Annotated in this window: 16 protein-coding genes; 6 read left to right on the top strand and 10 right to left on the bottom strand. The window is 37.3% G+C overall.

Features of this window, described 5'->3' with window-relative positions:
* Positions 1–69 precede the first annotated feature (69 nt).
* The 4 genes from Q4534_RS20730 (at position 70) to Q4534_RS20715 (ending at position 3,333) form a co-directional block, all read left to right on the top strand.
* The gene (locus Q4534_RS20730) at positions 70–690 is read left to right on the top strand and encodes a cytochrome C oxidase subunit III (protein WP_303615066.1); all 621 of its coding nucleotides are present in this window, start codon (positions 70–72) and stop codon (positions 688–690) included.
* 222 nt (positions 691–912) lie between these two features.
* Entirely contained in the window at positions 913–1,890 is a 978-nt protein-coding gene (gene hflK, locus Q4534_RS20725) for an FtsH protease activity modulator HflK (RefSeq protein ID WP_303615065.1), read from the top strand.
* A 36-nt stretch (positions 1,891–1,926) separates the two neighbouring features.
* The gene (gene hflC / locus Q4534_RS20720; RefSeq protein WP_303615064.1) at positions 1,927–2,865 is read left to right on the top strand and encodes a protease modulator HflC; all 939 of its coding nucleotides are present in this window, start codon (positions 1,927–1,929) and stop codon (positions 2,863–2,865) included.
* An 18-nt stretch (positions 2,866–2,883) separates the two neighbouring features.
* Positions 2,884–3,333 carry a hypothetical protein gene (locus Q4534_RS20715; RefSeq protein ID WP_303615063.1) on the top strand — a complete coding sequence of 150 codons (450 nt, stop codon included), beginning with the start codon at positions 2,884–2,886 and terminating at the stop codon, positions 3,331–3,333.
* A gap of 39 nt (positions 3,334–3,372) precedes the next feature.
* Here Q4534_RS20715 and Q4534_RS20710 read toward each other — a convergent pair whose 3' ends face one another.
* Positions 3,373–3,843 carry a Fur family transcriptional regulator gene (locus Q4534_RS20710; protein WP_014019348.1) on the bottom strand — a complete coding sequence of 157 codons (471 nt, stop codon included), beginning with the start codon at positions 3,841–3,843 and terminating at the stop codon, positions 3,373–3,375.
* Positions 3,844–4,205: 362 nt separating this feature from the next.
* Here Q4534_RS20710 and Q4534_RS20705 point away from each other — a divergent pair, with 362 nt between their 5' ends.
* Together Q4534_RS20705 and Q4534_RS20700 are read left to right on the top strand one after the other, a co-directional pair.
* Positions 4,206–5,465 (top strand): retropepsin-like aspartic protease, encoded by a 1,260-nt coding sequence (locus Q4534_RS20705; RefSeq protein ID WP_303615062.1) that lies wholly within the window; start codon positions 4,206–4,208, stop codon positions 5,463–5,465.
* 140 nt (positions 5,466–5,605) lie between these two features.
* Positions 5,606–8,590: a PAS domain-containing sensor histidine kinase gene (locus Q4534_RS20700; protein ID WP_303615061.1), complete on the top strand. Its 2,985-nt coding sequence runs from the start codon at positions 5,606–5,608 to the stop codon at positions 8,588–8,590.
* Between the two features lie 39 nt (positions 8,591–8,629).
* Here the strand turns inward: Q4534_RS20700 and nagB are convergent, their stop codons facing one another.
* From nagB to Q4534_RS20655, 9 genes are all read right to left on the bottom strand, one after another.
* Positions 8,630–9,361, bottom strand: coding sequence for a glucosamine-6-phosphate deaminase (gene nagB / locus Q4534_RS20695; protein ID WP_303615060.1), 732 nt, complete (start codon positions 9,359–9,361; stop codon positions 8,630–8,632).
* Between the two features lie 96 nt (positions 9,362–9,457).
* Entirely contained in the window at positions 9,458–10,060 is a 603-nt protein-coding gene (locus Q4534_RS20690; RefSeq protein WP_014019352.1) for a trimeric intracellular cation channel family protein, read from the bottom strand.
* An 8-nt stretch (positions 10,061–10,068) separates the two neighbouring features.
* Positions 10,069–10,698 carry a class I SAM-dependent methyltransferase gene (locus Q4534_RS20685; protein ID WP_303615059.1) on the bottom strand — a complete coding sequence of 210 codons (630 nt, stop codon included), beginning with the start codon at positions 10,696–10,698 and terminating at the stop codon, positions 10,069–10,071.
* A 327-nt stretch (positions 10,699–11,025) separates the two neighbouring features.
* Positions 11,026–13,428, bottom strand: a complete 2,403-nt coding sequence (locus Q4534_RS20680; protein WP_303615058.1) for a TonB-dependent receptor — start codon at positions 13,426–13,428, stop codon at positions 11,026–11,028.
* A 58-nt stretch (positions 13,429–13,486) separates the two neighbouring features.
* Entirely contained in the window at positions 13,487–14,197 is a 711-nt protein-coding gene (locus Q4534_RS20675; RefSeq protein ID WP_303615057.1) for a fatty acid desaturase, read from the bottom strand.
* 31 nt (positions 14,198–14,228) lie between these two features.
* Positions 14,229–15,074: a 4-hydroxy-3-methylbut-2-enyl diphosphate reductase gene (locus tag Q4534_RS20670; RefSeq protein WP_303615056.1), complete on the bottom strand. Its 846-nt coding sequence runs from the start codon at positions 15,072–15,074 to the stop codon at positions 14,229–14,231.
* 170 nt (positions 15,075–15,244) lie between these two features.
* The gene (locus tag Q4534_RS20665) at positions 15,245–16,087 is read right to left on the bottom strand and encodes a phytoene/squalene synthase family protein (protein WP_303615083.1); all 843 of its coding nucleotides are present in this window, start codon (positions 16,085–16,087) and stop codon (positions 15,245–15,247) included.
* Positions 16,088–16,113: 26 nt separating this feature from the next.
* A complete protein-coding gene (locus Q4534_RS20660) occupies positions 16,114–17,595 on the bottom strand; it encodes an NAD(P)/FAD-dependent oxidoreductase (protein WP_303615055.1) in 1,482 nt (493 codons plus the stop codon).
* 4 nt (positions 17,596–17,599) lie between these two features.
* Positions 17,600–18,112, bottom strand: a complete 513-nt coding sequence (locus Q4534_RS20655) for an RNA polymerase sigma factor (RefSeq protein ID WP_303615054.1) — start codon at positions 18,110–18,112, stop codon at positions 17,600–17,602.
* Between the last annotated feature and the right edge of the window lie 81 nt (positions 18,113–18,193).

Here is an 18,193-nt window from a genome sequence, read left to right as displayed (position 1 = left end):
ACATTGAAAAAAGTTTAACTTTTTATTTATTTGTGCCAACGTTATCCCCTTTTCATTTGTTTATCCATCATGAGTCTATCAAAAGAAAGGGAACAAACCCATTGGTTTAAAAAAATAGAGCAATTGCACCCCTACCGTATGCTAATTTATTTGGCGATGTTTAGTAGTGGGTTGGTCTTTTTTTTCTTAGCAACAGCATTTGTACTTTCTCAGTCTGCATCCAATTCCCTTGGACAATACCAAATGCCAAAATCATTTATTATCAGTAGTTTTTTGATCATAGGAAGTGCCTTTATTTCTGCACAAATCATTCCTGCTTTTTTGGCACACGATTTAAAGAAAACAAAACGTAACCTTGCCTATACACTTGGCTTGGGCATATTTTTTACTTTTTTTCAATTCAAGGGCTGGCAAGAGTTGGCTACATCAGGTATAGATTTCACCGGGTTACCCTCAGGTAGTTTTCTTTATTTACTTAGTGGCATTCACCTTTTCCACCTTGCCGGAGCCATGATTTACGCAGTAATATTATTGCTATTATTGCAGAAAAGTGAAAAAGATCAGGTGAAATCGCTGGTGATTTTAACAAATCCTTATGAGAAAATGAGACTAGAATTGTTTAGCCTATACTGGAAATTCATGGACATTGTCTGGCTAATACTCTTTGGACTCTTCCTTTGGGTGTTTTAGCGAGAAAATTCGTAGAAAAAATTAATCACCAAAAATAAATCGCTATAATCTAACCGATTACACCCCCATCAAATACAGAAATCGGCATTCCCTTCTTTTATTTAGAGTGGTAGTTCCAACCTCTCCCCAACTAATTCGTTTAGATAATTTAATTGAGGAAATGAAAAATATTACCGAAGGTATTTCTGTCAATTAATCGTAAATTGCAAAAAAAGTAATCTTATGTCAGAAAAACAATTTGAAATAAATATCGATCCGGATTGGGTAAAAAAGTACTTGTCCAAAATCATTCTCGGATTGGTAGTAATTATCATGGTGTTTTCAGCTATTAAAACAGTAGGCCCAGAAGAAGAAGGTGTAGTGATTCAACTTGGTGAGTACAACCGTACGGTTTCACCGGGGCTAAACTTTATCATTCCTTTCGTGGAAACCATGTATAAAATACCGGTTCAAAGGCAATTAAAGCTGGAGTTTGGGTTTCGTTCCTCCTCCACCTCAAATGGCCAATCGCAATATGTCAAATCCGGCTATATTGATGAGAGCATGATGCTAACGGGTGACCTCAATTTAACTGATGTGGAATGGGTGGTTCAATATCGAATTGTAGATTCTTACAAGTATTTATTTAAGGTAAGGAATGCAGAAAAGACTTTGAACGATATGTCAGAGTCTGCCATGAGAAAAATTGTGGGAGATAGGACGGTCAACGAAGTGCTTACAGTGGGTCGACAAGAAATTGCCACAAGCGTAGAAGTTTTGTTACAGGAAATGTGCGATGAATATGAAAATGGCATTAGGGTTGACCAGGTGGTATTACAAGATGTCAATCCTCCTGAACCTGTCAAACCAAGTTTCAATGCAGTAAATGAAGCCCAACAGGAGAGGGAAACCTTAATTAATCAAGCGGAAGCAGATTATAACCGGATTATTCCAAGGGCAAGGGGAGAGGCTGAAGAGACCATTCAATTGGCAGAAGCCTATGCATTAACAAGAGTAAATGGGGCCAGAGGAGAAGCTGAAAGATTCAATTCAATCTTTAAGGCTTATATCAAATCTCCGGAAGTGACCAAACAAAGGATTTACTTGGAGACGCTTGAAAAAGTACTGCCAAAAATTGGAAATAAAATCATCACTGATGAAAAAGGAAGCAATGTACTGCCATTATTAAACCTGAATAAAGCTACAGCCCCTACCCAATAAGTAAAGTACCTACTTAACAATTAACCTCATCAAAGCATGAAAAAAAGTAATTTATTCTATATAATATTGGTAGTAGTTGCCGTAATTTTATCCGCTCAAAGCGTATTTATACTGGACGAAACCCAACAAGCCATCGTCACTCAATTTGGCAAACCCGTAGGTGAGCCAAGAACCAGCCCGGGAGTAAATATTGTGGTTCCATTTATTCAAAAAGTACAGTTTTTTGACAAACGATACCTTGAATGGGATGGGGACAAAAATCAGGTACCTACAAAAGACAAAAAATATATTTTTGTAGACACCTATGCCCGCTGGGAGATCACCAATCCCCTTCAATTTTTTATCCGATTAAGGGATGAAAGGTCTGCTCAATCAAGACTTGACGATATCCTTGACGGAGAAACACGTAATGCAATCGCAAACCACAACCTATTAGATATTGTTCGCTCCACCAACAGAGAGCCAGAGGTAACCGAGGAGTTTATGGAAGAGTTGGAAATACTTGAAGAAATTGAAGTAGGTAGAGACAAAATTGAAGAGATCATTCTGCAGAAAGCCAATGAAAGAACTTCCGATCTTGGAGTAAGGATATTGGATTTTCGTTTTAAGAGAATGAACTACGTAGATGAAGTAAGGGACAGGGTTTACGATAGGATGATTAGTGAAAGAAACAGGATCGCAGACCAGTTCAGATCAGAAGGACAAGGTGAAGCCAGAAAAATCCTCGGTGACAAAGAAAGAGATCTGGCTCAGATTCAGTCAGAAGCCCAAAGACAAGCAGAGGAAATCCGAGGACGTGCAGACGCGGAAGCCACCGAGATATATGCTTCTGCTTATAACCAAAACAGGCAATCCATTGACTTGTACAAGTTTCTTCGATCAATGGAAGCCCTCGAAAACTCCCTTGATGAAGAAACCAACTTGGTAATTTCTTCTGATAGTGACTTGTTCAAATACTTAAAACAAATGAATTAATCACATCTCAAGCAATTGATGAAAATTAACCTGAGCACCAAGGTAGATCAAAACTACATGAAAGTAAAAGAGGGATTTAATGCCGAATTGTTTAAGGCGTTAAATCCTCCTTTTCCTCCTGTGAAATTGCTCCGCTTTGACGGATCTTCCCCTGGAGATTTGGTAAGTTTGGCGCTTAATTTTATTTTTTTCAAGCAAGTGTGGACCAGCAAGATTACAGCTGATCATTTAGATGAAAAAGAATATTTTTTCGTTGATGAAGGAATAAAACTGCCTTTTTTTCTCAAAAAATGGAGGCATAAACACCGAATAGTAGCCGATGGTAGTGAGCAAAGTATAATAATAGATGAAATAATGTTTTCTTCTCCAAACCCTATCTTGGACTATCTTATCTACCCTGTCTTGTACTTTCAGTTTTCATTGAGAAAACCCATTTACAAGAAGGTCTTTTCTAAAAACACAGCTTGAAAGTAAAGAACTAAAAATAGCTACTACCCCCTGGGTCAATTAATGTACCGGCAAGTTTTCACAATTCCGAATCTGGCAATCGCCATACAGCACAAGTGAATGACTGGTAATGTGGGAGGAAAAAGCATTTCCCATTTCTTCTTTAATCAGGTTGATTCTTTCGTCAGAAAACTCCAAAATTTTTCTGCACTGATTGCAAACATAGTGGTCGTGATGCTTGTAGGTAAGTGCTTGCTCATACAAGGCTACTTTATCCTTAAACTGATGTTTTACCGCCAACCCGCACTCCACTAATAAATCCAGCGTATTATAAATGGTTGCCCTACTTATGGAATAACCATTGTTTCGCATTCTCAAAAACAAGCCTTCAACATCTATATGCTCATCTTGCGGCAAAGCATATAACTCATCTATAACAGAAAACCGCTCAGGGGTTTTACGGCTACCTTGTCTGACAAGGTAATTTTCAAAAATTTTCTTCGCTTTCTCAATGATAGACTTTTCGGCCATGATTTATTGTTGTAAAGAATAAAGGTCAGTTATTTTTTAGATTTTTCAAACCATAAAACTTTTGAATCGCCAAAAGACCGGTTATTTTCAATGGTTCTAAATTAGTACTTAGTCAGGATTGCGAACAATAACATCCATAAAACTGTCTATTTCGATAAATAAACGCCTTTTCTATTTTTACCTTCACTTATTTAAGATCTCTTACTCAACTACGCGTAAAAAATTAAGGTTCATTAAAACCTTTTCGCATAATTTTTGTTCAATTTCTGTCACTGATTAAGGAGGTTTTAATAGCCAACTAAGAAAATAAAGCCCTTCTTAAATCAAATTATTTTTTTATATTAAAGGAACAATAAACCATCATGCATTATAGGAACCAATGGCTAATCATTCTTTTAATTTGGTCTTTACCGGTCTCAGCTGTAAAGAGTCAAGTCCCTGGTTTTTATATGAAAAGGGCGGAAAAGAAAATCACACTACCCTTTATAGATTCAAACAGCCTCATTATCCTACCTGTATCCATAAATGGTGGCCCACCGGTAAATTTCATCTTTGATACCGGAGTGAAATCAAACATTTTTTTTAGCAAATCAATAGCAGATGAGTTGCAAATGCATTATACCAGAAAACTCAATTTGGTGGGTGCAGATGGACAAACCGTCTTGAGCGCCTCTGTATCTCCAAACAACCATTTTGACTTGGGCCCCATAGAGGGGATTTTTCAGGCCATTCTGGTATTGGATGAGGATTTTTTAGAGTTAGAGAAAGTCCTTGGCGTACCTATTTATGGGGTAATTGGACATGAGTTTTTTAAAAACAATCCAATTAAAGTGGATTATGACAATGGGTTGATCACCTTTTATAATCGACAAGCATTTAAATGGAAGCCTTTTTGGCTTAGAGAGATCCCTATAGAACTAATCGGTAACAAACCTTATATCCTTACTAGTATAAAGCAAACAAATGGGCCTGATTTGCAAGCCAAACTTCTCATTGATACCGGAGCAAATCATGGCTTGCTACTCAACCAAGAAACAAGTGAAGACATCGTCCTTCCAGAGCTAAACCTAAAGAGTAGCTTAGGGAGATCCCTTGGGGGAGATTTGGAAGGTTTTGTTGGACGGGTGAGAAAATTAAATATCAACGGCTTGAATTTTAAAGGAGTTATTACCTCCTACCCTGAAAAAAATGAGTTTTCTGAAGTCCTGATAAATACGGGTAGAATGGGAAGTCTGGGTTCGGAACTACTCAACCACATGAAGATAATTTTCGATTATCCAAGACATCGAATTTTGTATAAAAAAAGCGCCAAGTACAAAACGCCTTTCAAATATGACATGAGCGGTCTGAGTGTACGAGTAAGTTCATTAGAGGAGAAAAGATACTATATCCACGAGGTCCGTGAAGATTCTCCTGCATACCGCCATGGTGCCAGAGAAATGGATGAGATTCTTACCATTAATAAAATACCGGCCATGTTTTGGGAGCTCTCAGATATTACAGAATTGCTAAGGTCTGAGGAAGGGGAAGTAATTTCTTTGGAGCTATTAAGAGCAGACCCTGAGGGCAATTCTAGGGACAGAATTCACAAAGTCACCTTTTTGCTTGAGAAGCAATTGTAAGCAAATTGAAATGTAAGTATAATAATGAATTTAATATAGAGAATTATGAATTTGATATTTTTTTTGTATTAAGCCCGTATTTTTTTTATAAATTTAATGAAGTTTTTACCTAGTTTTTAGTCTTTCACCCCACCAAACTGATGTTTGAAAATATTTTCAAATCACAATTACTGACTTTTACAAGATTAAATGATGGTAGATTTGAGATTCTTTACCAATCCAATAAGACCATTCCATGGGATGACCATGAGCTCAACTTATTAAATAAAAATATACTAAATGATATTTTCTCTACTCAAAGTGACTCCTTATTAGACTATATATTTAAACAACTAAGGAAGAACAATCAATTCAAAACTCCTCTTTTATTTAACAAGCAATCCTTTCTGTGGTTGAAAATTGAAGGCTGCATTGTCTCCCATGGAGACAATGGTTTTTTGGTGAATGCTATGATCAACCATACCCCTTGCAGCTCCGGGAGTGCTTGGTTAATCCATTCCGATGAGCAAAGGATATTAACAGAGCTAGGAAGCCCAGACAAGAATCAAGTATACAATGTAAATGATCTTCATGAGTACTTATTAGCAAAGCACCCTCAACTTAAGGAGAAATATTTTGATCTATTGAGCCCACAAAATATAGGTAATGCCACATTAGATACCAATGGTTTAAATATCAAAATCAAAAATATTACTTCTGATTACCGGTTGGTAACCTTAAAGGAGTCACAGACCTTTAAGTCTTCCTTAAAAAAAATAAAAAAGCAGCATAAGATTGTTGATCTTGAATACCATGAAAAAGTCTACTTCAAATACCTCAGGAAAACTAAAGAAGTATTATGGGCCGGGCCATTGCAGAACTTACTGGGCTATGAGGATGGGAACTTTAGAAGTTTTCACATATGGGATTGGCTGAATTTAATTCATCCGGAGGATAAGCAAAAAATCGAAGACTTTTTATCTCTTGACCAATACGGGAAAAATAACTACTCTATTTCTTATAGGGTTAAACATAATAAAGGGCATTACCAAGAAATAAAGAATAATGTTCGCTTCTTTCAAAGCCCATATACGTTAGAAGAAGGGCTTACAGGCAACATCATCAATATCACTCCTCCTCAGCCCAACCCTATTAGGCCAAATAGCAAAGAAGGCCTCATAAAAAAGCTTTTCGAAAAAAAATTTATTCAGGGTATGTTGACAGAGGTGTCTGCCATCTCCAGTTTGTTTAAAGGGAAAAATTTATTTGAAGAAATAAACTCCCTTCTTTTCAGAAAGTTAGGGTTCAAATATTGTCTTATAGGAAATTTAGCTCATGAAAAGAAGGAAATGAAAGTCCTTGCGCTTTGTGAAGACGGAAAAAAGTTACTAGACAAGGATGGGAAATGGGGCGAAATTCTGAATGAAGAATTGCTTTCTTTGGACAGCACAAATAATTTTTTGATGATCAGTACCGGAAATAGTGAGAGTTTAGCAAACATTTCAAGTTTGGCTGAACAGCAAATCAAATCACTAATACGGCTCAAGCTTTACGACACTGAAAGAAATGAAATAGGCACTATGTGTTTGCTTCATGATCAGCCCATTAAAAATAAGGCCCACTACAGTGAGTTGTTTAGCATCCTTAGAGATTGGGTAAGCAAAGAGCTATACCGTTTCCGATTTGAAAACAAGCTGCAGGAAACCAATTACATGCACGATGCCATACTGAATGGCACAGCTTATGCCATTTTTGCCGTCAACCATCAATTTGAACCTATCCTGATAAACAATAAGACCCTCCCGGTATTCAATATTAAGAAGAAAGAAGACTTACTAAAAACCATCCTAATAAAGGATAATATTAGGAAATCACTGCGTCAAGTAATTATCAACTTTTTAAAAACCGATCGAAAAGTAGCCTACTTTCATCTGCCTTGTGAAAACAACATTGACAGGGAGCTGAAAATATCATTTACCAAGATCTTATACGGAAAAGAGAACAAGGAGTCCTATGTAGTTTTCGTGGATGACATTACGGAAAGAACCCTCTCAGAGAAGAAACTTATAGCATCTGAGCAGCTTTACAGAAGCATTGCAGAAAATTTCCCACAAGGAACTGTAGATGTGTTAGACAAAAACTATCATTATTTATTCACGGATGGTGAAGAATATAAATTGTCGGCTACAGATCCCAGATCCTTATTAGGAACCAACCTCTTAAAACAGTTTACAGGTAAAAACCTAAAAATTGTCAAGAGCAAGCTTAGCAAAGTACTGGAAGGCCAAAGAGTTAGTTTTGAGACTGAGACCAAGAGCAAAAAATACCTACAAAGTGCCGTACCTCTAATGAATGGCTCCGATGAAGTAGCCCGAATTTTGTTGGTAAAGCAAAATATTACGGAAGCCAAAAAACTTGAATCCGATCGTGTCAACTTAATTAAAGACCTTAAATCCCATAATGAAGAACTTTTGAGATTTGCGTATATCGTTTCCCATAACCTAAGAGCACCAATAGTTAACATTTCGCTCTTGCTAGATCTCTATAATGAGGAAAATCCAGGTGATCCTGAAAATCACGAAATTTGGGAAAACCTAAAAATCTCAACCAATTTATTGGACTCCACCCTTCAGGACCTGATAGAAGTAGTTTCCATTAAAAAACAGAAAATACCTAAGGTTGAGCATATAGATTTTAAATTGCTGCTCAACAATATTGAAAAAAGCTTATATAACCAACTCAAAGAATCGGGTATTATCATCCATAAAGATTTCAAAGCTTTAAATGATATCAACTATATTTATGCACATCTGGAAAACTTCTTCATGAATTTCATGACTAATGCCGTCAAATACAAGCATCCAGAGCGCAGTCCTATTGTCAACATCAAAACTTATAAAGATGGAAAGTATTGTGTCATAAGATTTGAAGACAATGGCATAGGGCTAGATTTATCGAGATATGGAGACCGTATTTTTGGACTCTACCAAAGGTTTCACACCCATGTTGAAGGCAAGGGACTGGGGCTTTACCTAGTTAGGGAGCAAATCAGGGCTCATGATGGTAAAATTGAGGTAGAAAGTAAAGTTGGTAAAGGAACCATATTTAGAATTTATCTGAGAAACCTAATCATTAATCAGTCCTAGCCCTAAATAATGGCTCCCTTCTTCTTACCAATTACAAAATTATTGAGGCTTCAAAAGTGCTGCAGCCTCTTCATCGAGAAATAAAGTCGCATCAGGATGATTTTGAAGAATTGAAGCAGGCATTGATTCCGTAATAGGACCATTCACCATATCTCTAATGGCTGCAGCTTTTTTACTACCATAGGCAATCAGTGCAATTTTTTTGGCACCCATAATACTCTGAATCCCCATGGTTACTGCTTTTTTGGGTACGCTATCAGCACTTTCAAAAAATCGAGCATTTCCATCAATGGTTTCTTGAGTCAATGCGGTCACATGCGTTCGTGTATCAAAAGGCGTTCCCGGCTCATTAAACCCTATGTGTCCATTCGTGCCGATACCCAGTAATTGTAAATCAATTCCTCCAGCATTGGTAATTTCATTTTCATAAGCCTCACAGGTTTCATTGACATCTCCGGTTCCGCTAGGCACATTGGTTTGCCCCAAAGGGATGTTAAGCCCATTAAATAAAGAAGTATTCATAAAATACCTGTAACTCTGTGAATGGGATCCTTCTAAACCAATGTATTCATCCAGATTAAAAGTAACCACTTCTGAATAATCGGTACCATTCTCTTTGTGGTCTTTAATCAAATTTTCATAGGTTTCCAAGGGAGAGCTTCCGGTGGCTAAACCCAATATAATGTTTGGCTTTACCTTTACTGCCTCAATGAACATTTGTGCAACAGCACGGTGTAAACTTTCCTTGTCTTGAAAAATCTGTATTTGCATAATTCAATAGTAATTAAATATAAATGGTTAATGAGATACTCAAATTAAGGTTAAATGACCATCTGTCTGTTAAAGAATTAAAATCGAAATCATTCATTAATTGAGAATGGGTAAATTAAGCTTGAACCTTACAGCCACCAAGCGGATTATAATAATCAATGCAATAGAAACCAACAAATTTGTATTCCTAACCACACCAAAATAATCCAAAGAGAGGTACAATACCGCACCGGCTAGACAAGCTGAGGCATATACTTCTTTTCTAAAAAGAATTGGTATTTCATTGGTCAGTGTATCCCTGATAACGCCTCCCATCACAGCACTAAACATCCCCATAATGGCTGCCACCTCCGGCCTGAAGCCCAAATTCAAACACTTTTCCACTCCCAAAATCGTAAAAAAAGCTATCCCTAAGGTATCAAATAGGAACAAAGTTTTCCTTAGTTTGGTCATGTGATTAAAAAATAAAAAGGTTGTGATCAAGCCTGCAAAAATGGCATATAGAAAATTAACATTTTCAATCCAAACCAAGGGGTAGGAATCGATAAGAATATCCCTCAGACTCCCCCCTCCTATGGCCGTGATAAAGCCCATAAATCCAACACCAAATAAATCTTGGTCCTTATTTTGAATTGCCAACGCACCTGAAATTGCAAAAAAGTAGGTCCCTACCAACTCTAATGCATATTGCAAATCCACTATTCCCATTATTTCTTTTTGGCTTTTTTTTGAAAAACAAAAACACCCATGGCTCTTTTATTATGTACCAATACCGATTTTGCCGGCTCAAGCAAGCTAAGTTGATGTTTATTCATTATTTCCTTGATCAAGGGTTCAGTCAATACAAATCGCACCGTTCCATCTGGTAGATTTTGCATCAAATCAGAGGACTGATCTTTTAGGACAAAAGCGCCTCCGGCATCTGTACACATTCTCAACCAAAAGAGTCCGCCGGGCTTTAACACGCGCATATGTTCCTGAAAAAGCTCAAGAAAATGAACCTTATTTTTGGCGAAATGCAACACTGCACTGCTCAGCACTGCATCAAAAGCTTCGGAATGGAAAGGAATATCTTTCAGCTCGGCAACTTGGAACCTCAATGGGTCAAAATTTGGATCCAAAGTTTTACCAGAAATCCTGGCCATGCTAATTGCGGATGAATTGCCATCTACCCCAACTATTCGATAACCTTTCTGAATGAAATAGTGGGTATTTCTTCCTTCTCCACAGCCTGCATCAAGGATCATCATCTCCTTGGTAAACCTCCCCTTTAGCAATTGATCTAAAAGATAAAGGTCTATGTTTCCTAGCAATTTATTTAGTTCATTAATCTCCATAATTTGTGCCTTAATTGCAGCAAGTTTTTCCGAAGCAAAAGCTTTATTAATCTCAAATTGAAACTAAAATATCACCCCATAAAAACAAAGGTCGTTCTTTTACTTGATAAAAACTCATTCATTTAAGCCAAAGAAATAGAACTAAAAATTAAAAATAACGCATGAAGACGGGGAGTAGCAAAGAAGCATTTTCCTTTACTTTACGTTTTACCTTCTGAATGAGAAAATAAGATAAACCCTGGCAAACATGAAAGAGCGTAGATAGAGGAATAAGAAACCATAATGTATAAAAGCCGATTTTTATAACTTCATATAACCCAGCCAATATTAAAACTCCACGATCACTCCAATAGTTGGCAACACCGTGCCTGCAGGGTTTGCTACTTCTCTTATTAAATAGCGGCTTGGGTCCTCAGGGTCCACAACCAGACCGTTCTGATCATCCCGATTGGGAACTAAATTCGCTTGCTGTTCGGCTTGGAAATTATAAGCATTTTGAATATCAAAATACCAATTGAGATTCCATTTATTGTAGTAATATTTTTTATCTACCCTCAGATCTAGCTGGTGAAAACTTTTTAATCGCTCGCCATTTATCCTTGTAAAATCAAACCTTCCACTGTTATATAAATCCCAATTGGCACGCAAAGAGGAGGATTCCAGATCATAAGGTGTGTAAGGCGTTCCACCCAAAAACCGCCACCGGGCCCCCAATTCCCAATCCTTTTTAAACCGCTTTCCTGCTGTTAGGCTAACAATAAATCGATTGTCCCAAGAAGAAGGAAGGTATCCCGTATTTGGATTGGTAAACTCACTCCTCACAAGTGTAAGTGCTGCAATGCCATAAAAGCCTTTGTACAAACGCTGCTGGGCAAGAAGCTCCAAACCATAGGCCCGACCTTTGGCGTCAGAGGTAACTGGCTCGTTTCCTATCACGCCAAAATCAGCTCCAAGGTTTGCCAAGGCAATCCCATTTCTAATAGAACTGGGATAATTTGCATAACTTTTATAAAAGACTTCCGCAGAGAGTTTTCTGTTCTTTGCCGGAAATTGCCATTCAAAACCTGTGATATAATGTGTGCTCCGCATAAATTTCACATCATTTACCTGATTCTCATATATCCCTTCATTATTTTGGAAGCCCAAGACAGTGTAGGGTGGTTTTTGGTAGTATATGCCTGCATTCGCATTCCAAAACAAATTGTCTTTTAACTGATAACTGGTAGAAAACCTGGGACTAAGTTGGTTCAAGGGATTCTTAGCCGTTTCGCCAAAATCACTGCCATCCATACGAAGACCCAAATTCACTACCAACCGATCCTCAAAGTACTTTTTACTTCCCATCACAAAGGCTCCATAGCTATTAAATAGAGAGACGGAAGAAACATCCCGAGGCAGCCCGTTTTGATCCGTAAATTTGACATCATAGTTTTCTATCAAATACCGACTGAATTCATAATTTACTCCGTATTGCAGGGTATATCCTTTTGAGAAAATACTGTTTTCCGCTCTAAATTTATTTTCGCTTTCCTGAGAGAGGTAATCGAATTGTAAATTGTCCTCACTGGACTCATCGTTTCCTGAATACTTATAAGAACGATTGTTAAGCATATTTCGGCTTAAAATAAAGGCCCAAAAGCCATTGTCTCTAAACTTCTTTAATTTAGCGCCCATGGCATAATTCCACTGGGTAGATATGGGCAAGTTGTCCAACAAATACAGCCTGTCGTCTCTTTCTTCTTCTGTTTCCCCATCAGGAACGTCAAAATTTAGGGCAAATTGATCTATGGCTCCAACCCCCAACACTGTCAATTCCGTTTTGTCATTAATTTTAGTCTTGGTTTTGAAAGTGAAGTCGTTAAAAGTTGGCAGGAAAGGTAGCCCTATCAATCTGAAAAGTCCTTGAAGATATGACCTCCTTGCAGAAAAAATATAGGTGGTTTTCTCTCCAATTGGCCCCTCATTGGAGAGGGTTACCTCACTGGCCCCTAAGGTGACCTGAGTAAGCATTTTGTCTCGTCTCCCATCTTTCAATTGGAACTCGAAAAATGAACTCAAGGCATTCATTCTATTGGCGGGAAAGCCTCCACTTAGTACTTCAACATTTTGTATCAAGTTAACATTTAAAATCCCCACCGGTCCTCCCGAGGATCCTTGGGTAGCGAAGTGATTGATTACGGGCACTTCTATTTCATCAACAAAAAATTTATTTTCATTGGGCGCTCCTCCTCGAATAATGATATCATTTCTAAAACTTGCAGAACTTGCCACACCCGGTAAGGACTGAATTACCCTACTAATGTCTCTGTTTCCTCCGGGATATCGTTCAATTTCATTGGAATTGAGTTGGCGGGCAGACACCGGCGTTTCCTCCGTTCTACTGAATGTTGCATCCACCACCACTTCCTGCAAATTGGAAGCATCTTCTTCTAACTCAAAGTCCAATTGAACAGCACTGGCTTTGGTAACCTGAACCTCAAATACAGTCTTTGATTTGAAGCCTACAAAAGAAGCCTTCACATTGTACAAGCCCGGTTCCAATCCACTTATAACATAATTTCCTTCCAAGTCTGAAACAGCCCCAACCTCCAGGCCTTGAACAATAATATTGGCAAAGGGTATGGGATCATTGTTGATCGGGTTAAGGACTTTTCCCTGAATTACCCCTTCTTGGGCATATAATGTGAGGAAGAAAAAAAACATTAAGGTTGACAATAAATACTTCTTCATAGCAAGCGAGTGTATCAGCAGTCGAATTAGGTTTAGATAAAAATTTGTGACTTAAATATTAATTAGTAAGCTTTTTTGTTTTCCAAAGCCTCCACCATGGAGCATTGGGAAACTCATGATGTTCAAAATGATAACCAAAAAAATAACAAGATATAAATGCCCATACATGGTTTTTTTTCAATGTTCCTGAATGGTGTTTATTGGAATGTTTTCCTCTGTGCGGAAGAAAGGTGCCAAAATAAAACAATTGAAAGGTAGACAAAATAGCGGGCAACATCCAAAACAATATCAGATTGGTTACAGGAAAAATTAATTGCAATAGGTTAAATGTAATTGCCATCAAAAGAAACTGCCAAATGGTAAGGTAATTTAATATAAAACTAAGGTACCAAAAAATAAAATTATCTGAGGTGTGAAAATCAGGATCTTCCTCAGTTGCCACATGTTGGTGATGCTTGTGATGGTTGGGAAATAACCTCCAATAAAAATTAAAAGAGAACAAAATGGCAGCTAACCATCCTATAAAATGATTTAATTTTTTATGCTTCGAAACTACCCCATGCATGGCATCATGTGCCGTAATAAAAAGACCCGTATAAAGGTGCGTTTGCACCAAAATACCTAGATACAAAATTGGACTTGAATAATTTATTGGATAATGCAGCAAAAACATCAAAGAAGTCCCCCAAAGTAAAATAATCAAAAAAGCGATGATGACACCTTTTGGATCAATGGATGTAGACAACTGTCTTTTTATTGAAGTATTCATGAATGTGCGCATGGGTTATGGGATAAAAAAATCAAAATGTCTTGATTGTCTCCTCCACTTTTTCCATCAGCCACATCGGCGTTGATGTAGCGCCACAGATCCCAACGCTCTGCCCCTCTTTAAACCATTTGGGATCCACCTCTTCAGGACAAGAAACAAAATAAGTTTGAGGATTTTTTTCTTTGCAAACATTGAACAGTACTTTTCCATTGGAAGATTTAGTACCGCTTACGAAAACAATATGGTCAAACTGTGCAGCAAAGCCCCTTAGCTCTTTGTCACGGTTAGAAACTTGGCGACAAATGGTATCATTCGTATTGATAGTAATACCATTTTCTTGCAATATTTTATTGATCTCGTAAAACTTGTCTGTGCTCTTGGTTGTCTGGCTGTAGAGAGTTATATTTTTAGGGATATTTTCAAGATCCAATTCATTAATATCTTGGAAAACCACCGCTTTATTTCTGGTTTGTCCAAGAAGTCCGATTACTTCAGCATGCCCATGTTTTCCATAGATGTAAATGTTTTCATCCTTGTCAAAAGAATTTTTAATTCTATTCTGAAGCTTTAAAACCACCGGGCAACTGGCATCCACCAAGGTGAGGTTGTTTTTTATAGCCAATTCATAGGTGGCGGGAGGCTCTCCATGAGCCCTAATCAAAACCTTTTCGTTGGTCAAATCTTGTAATTCTTCGTGATTGATGATAATTAGTCCTTTCTTCGTTAACCTTTTAACCTCCTCATCATTGTGCACAATGTCTCCCAAACAATAAAGATGACCTTCTTCATTTAGAATGTCTTCCGCCATTTCTATTGCGTAAACCACACCAAAGCAAAAGCCTGAAAATTGATCAATATGTACATCAAGTTTTAACATATATAATAAACCGACTACTTATCCAATTGTTTGTTAATATGCCTATTTTAATTTTTATAGTTTAGGAGAACTAAACCCCATTCCATTAACGCTTTAAGTCACAAAAACAGTTCCTTATAAACCGGCTAAAGAGTGAATTAAACAACTCAGGAAAACACTTATTTTACTGCTTAATTCCATCCCACCTTATAACCAAAATAGGTCCCTATCAATAAGGCAAATTTTCTTGTATTGGGAATTCTAATTCTCCTTTGGGTAATTGTTTCAGGAGACAAAGATTTAATTTTATAAAATAACTTCAAATAGTAGAGATAGGCAATTTTTACCCCTAATTTAGCTCCTCTTGGAAGTTGGTTAATTCCAATTAGTGCTTCGTCAAAATCTTTTTCAATATCAGACTCAATTTCCGACTTAACGGTAGTGTTGAAAGTTTTGAAATCCACTCCCGGAAAATACACCCTACCTCTGTCTTCAAAATCACTTTTCAAATCACGCAGAAAGTTGACTTTTTGAAATGCAGAGCCTAGTTTACAAGCCGCATACTTCAAATGTTCATACTTTTCTTTGTTTCCATTACAGAACACCCGTAAACACATCAAGCCAACTACTTCCGCAGAGCCATATATGTATTCTTTGTACTTGGAATCATTGTAGGTAGCGAAATCCAAATCCATGGCCATGCTTTTAAGGAAAGCTTCTATGAGTTCCGTTTCAATATGGTATTTGTTCACAATTAATTGGAACCCATGTAGCACCGGATTCATGCTTATCCCCTCCTCAATTGCTGTATAAGTGTCCTGCCTGAATTTTTCAAGCAATCTCTTTTTATCTTTGTCATGGAAAGTATCCACAATTTCATCTGCATACCTTACAAATCCATAAATCCCATAGATGGGCTTGTGAAGATCCTTGCACAAAGTCTTGATACCTAATGTAAATGAAGTACTGTAGCGCTGTGTAATTAATTTACTACACTCCAAGGCCGTATCGTCAAAAAGTTGCTTCGAATCCATCATAACATTTTCATTGGTTGAAAATTTTAATTTTTAAAACGCTTTAAAATCTCTTTTGCTACTACCTCTCCGGAGATCAAAGATGGAGGGACTCCTGGCCCTGGAACAGTCAACTGTCCTGTATAATATAAGTTAGATAATTTTTTATTCCTAAGAGTTGGCTTTAAAATCGCTGTTTGTTTTAAAGTATTGGCTAAACCATAAGCATTTCCCTTAAAAGCGAAATAATCTTTTTTGAAATCGCTGTGTGCATAGGAACGATTGTATACAATATGTGATCTGATTTCCTGCCCTGTAATCCTTTCAAGTCTATCCATCACTTTGTCAAAATATTTATTTCTCAACCCTTCATTGTCCTTTAGGTCAGGGGCCAAGGGAATCAGTACAAAGAGATTTTCCATTCCTTCCGGAGCTACGGAAGGATCTGTTACAGAAGGAGCAGAAACATAAAACAAAGGTTTCTCCGGCCATCGTGGATTGGTGTAAATGGCATCAGCATGTGGTTCCAGAGGCTCATCAAAAAACAAATTGTGATGTTGTAAATTCTTTAAGCGTTTATTAACTCCGAGATAAAACAAAAGGGACGAAGGGGCCAGTACCCTGCTGTCCCAATATTTATCACTGTAATTACTGTATTTAGGATTTAATAAATTTTTATCTACATGGTGATAATCAGCACTTGCCACCAAGAAATCAAAGGAAATCTCTTCTCCGGTAGCCAGTTTTACAGTTTTTGCAGCACCATTATCCGCTGTTATCGAAACTACCTCTGCCTTGTTTCTAAAGACCACTCCCTTTTCTTTGGCCAAGGCAACCATTCCTTCAATAATTTTATGCATGCCTCCCATAGGATACCAAGTACCTAAGACAATGTCTGCATAATTCATAAGACTGTACAATGCTGGTATTTTCTGTGCGGTCTCTCCGAGAAACAACACTGGAAACTCCATCAACCTGATAATCTTCTCATTGGTAAAATACTTTTGTAAGTGTTTAGACATGGATTGAAAAATATCCATTTTCAATACATCTCTAAAAAGCCTTAAGTCTACGAACTCCATCAGAGAAAGGCTAGGCCTTTTGACCAAATCATTGATTCCTCTTTGGTATTTGAAAGCTGCTTGTTCCAAAAAAGCATCTAACTTTTCTGATACGCCAGGCTCCAATTCCTCAAGCGCTGCTTTAAATTCATTTAATTTTGCAGGAATGTTAAGGGTTTCTCCTTTACCGAAGATAACAGCATAGGAAGGATCAAGCCTGACCAAATCATAATAATCGGCGGTTTTTTTACCAAAATTTCGGAAATAATTTTCAAATACATCCGGCATCCAATACCAACTTGGCCCCATATCAAATGTAAAACCTTTCGCATTGAATTTTCTGGCCCTACCTCCCAAGACCTCATTTTTTTCCAGAACAGTTACACTATGCCCTGCTGCCGCCAGATGGGTAGCAGTAGATAATCCGGAAAAACCGGAGCCGATTACAACAATCTCTTTTGGTCTCATTTAATTAGTTAATGGTGGTATAAACCTTAAGATCGTCTTTTAAAAGCTTCCTTGCAATATGTATCCTGTTTTTTACTGTCCCAATTGGAATATTTAATTTCATGGCTATTTCATGATATTTAAAACCCCTGTAATGCATTAGGAAGGGAGATTTATACACCTCATCCAATTGATTGATGGCCTTGGTTATGTCATTCATTGCAAAATCTCCATAAACACCATTTTCAATGATTGTTGCACCGGAATTGATAAAATGAAGGTTTTCGGTTGTATCCACAAAGGTCCCTCTCCTCACCATTCTTTGGTAATTGGTGATAAAAGTATTTTTCATAATGGTATACAACCAAGCTTTTAAATTGGTCCCATCGGTAAACTTGTCCTTATTGGTAAAGGCTTTTACCATTGTATCCTGTAATAAATCATTTGCATCATCCATATCCCTTGTCAATTTTAAAGCAAATGGCTTTAAGGAAGGACTGAGCTTTGTAAGCGAATAACTAAATTCTAAAGTTGTCATGGATCCTGTGTTTTTGTTTAATCAAACTTAAACATTGTTAAACAATACACCAAATATTTTGTCTAATTTTTTTATTTTATT

It is taken from the genome of Cyclobacterium sp. 1_MG-2023 (genome assembly GCF_030546805.1).
In the GTDB taxonomy this organism is placed as follows: domain Bacteria; phylum Bacteroidota; class Bacteroidia; order Cytophagales; family Cyclobacteriaceae; genus Cyclobacterium.
The sequence above is the reverse complement of the archived record's forward strand: the minus strand, read 5'-3'. Positions and strand labels throughout refer to the sequence as shown.

Bases quoted from the DNA above. Each gene is read 5' to 3' on its own strand.
- Q4534_RS20685 (WP_303615059.1), bottom strand. From the start codon at position 10,698: ATGGAGATTAATGAACTAAATAAATTGCTAGGAAACATAGACCTTTAT.
- hflK (WP_303615065.1), top strand. From the start codon at position 913: ATGTCAGAAAAACAATTTGAAATAAATATCGATCCGGATTGGGTAAAA.
- Q4534_RS20675 (WP_303615057.1), bottom strand. From the start codon at position 14,197: ATGAATACTTCAATAAAAAGACAGTTGTCTACATCCATTGATCCAAAA.
- Q4534_RS20665 (WP_303615083.1), bottom strand. From the start codon at position 16,087: ATGGATTCGAAGCAACTTTTTGACGATACGGCCTTGGAGTGTAGTAAA.
- Q4534_RS20680 (WP_303615058.1), bottom strand. From the start codon at position 13,428: ATGAAGAAGTATTTATTGTCAACCTTAATGTTTTTTTTCTTCCTCACA.
- Q4534_RS20705 (WP_303615062.1), top strand. From the start codon at position 4,206: ATGCATTATAGGAACCAATGGCTAATCATTCTTTTAATTTGGTCTTTA.
- Q4534_RS20655 (WP_303615054.1), bottom strand. From the start codon at position 18,112: ATGACAACTTTAGAATTTAGTTATTCGCTTACAAAGCTCAGTCCTTCC.
- Q4534_RS20670 (WP_303615056.1), bottom strand. From the start codon at position 15,074: ATGTTAAAACTTGATGTACATATTGATCAATTTTCAGGCTTTTGCTTT.
- Q4534_RS20710 (WP_014019348.1), bottom strand. From the start codon at position 3,843: ATGGCCGAAAAGTCTATCATTGAGAAAGCGAAGAAAATTTTTGAAAAT.
- Q4534_RS20730 (WP_303615066.1), top strand. From the start codon at position 70: ATGAGTCTATCAAAAGAAAGGGAACAAACCCATTGGTTTAAAAAAATA.
- Q4534_RS20700 (WP_303615061.1), top strand. From the start codon at position 5,606: ATGTTTGAAAATATTTTCAAATCACAATTACTGACTTTTACAAGATTA.
- hflC (WP_303615064.1), top strand. From the start codon at position 1,927: ATGAAAAAAAGTAATTTATTCTATATAATATTGGTAGTAGTTGCCGTA.
- Q4534_RS20715 (WP_303615063.1), top strand. From the start codon at position 2,884: ATGAAAATTAACCTGAGCACCAAGGTAGATCAAAACTACATGAAAGTA.
- Q4534_RS20660 (WP_303615055.1), bottom strand. From the start codon at position 17,595: ATGAGACCAAAAGAGATTGTTGTAATCGGCTCCGGTTTTTCCGGATTA.
- nagB (WP_303615060.1), bottom strand. From the start codon at position 9,361: ATGCAAATACAGATTTTTCAAGACAAGGAAAGTTTACACCGTGCTGTT.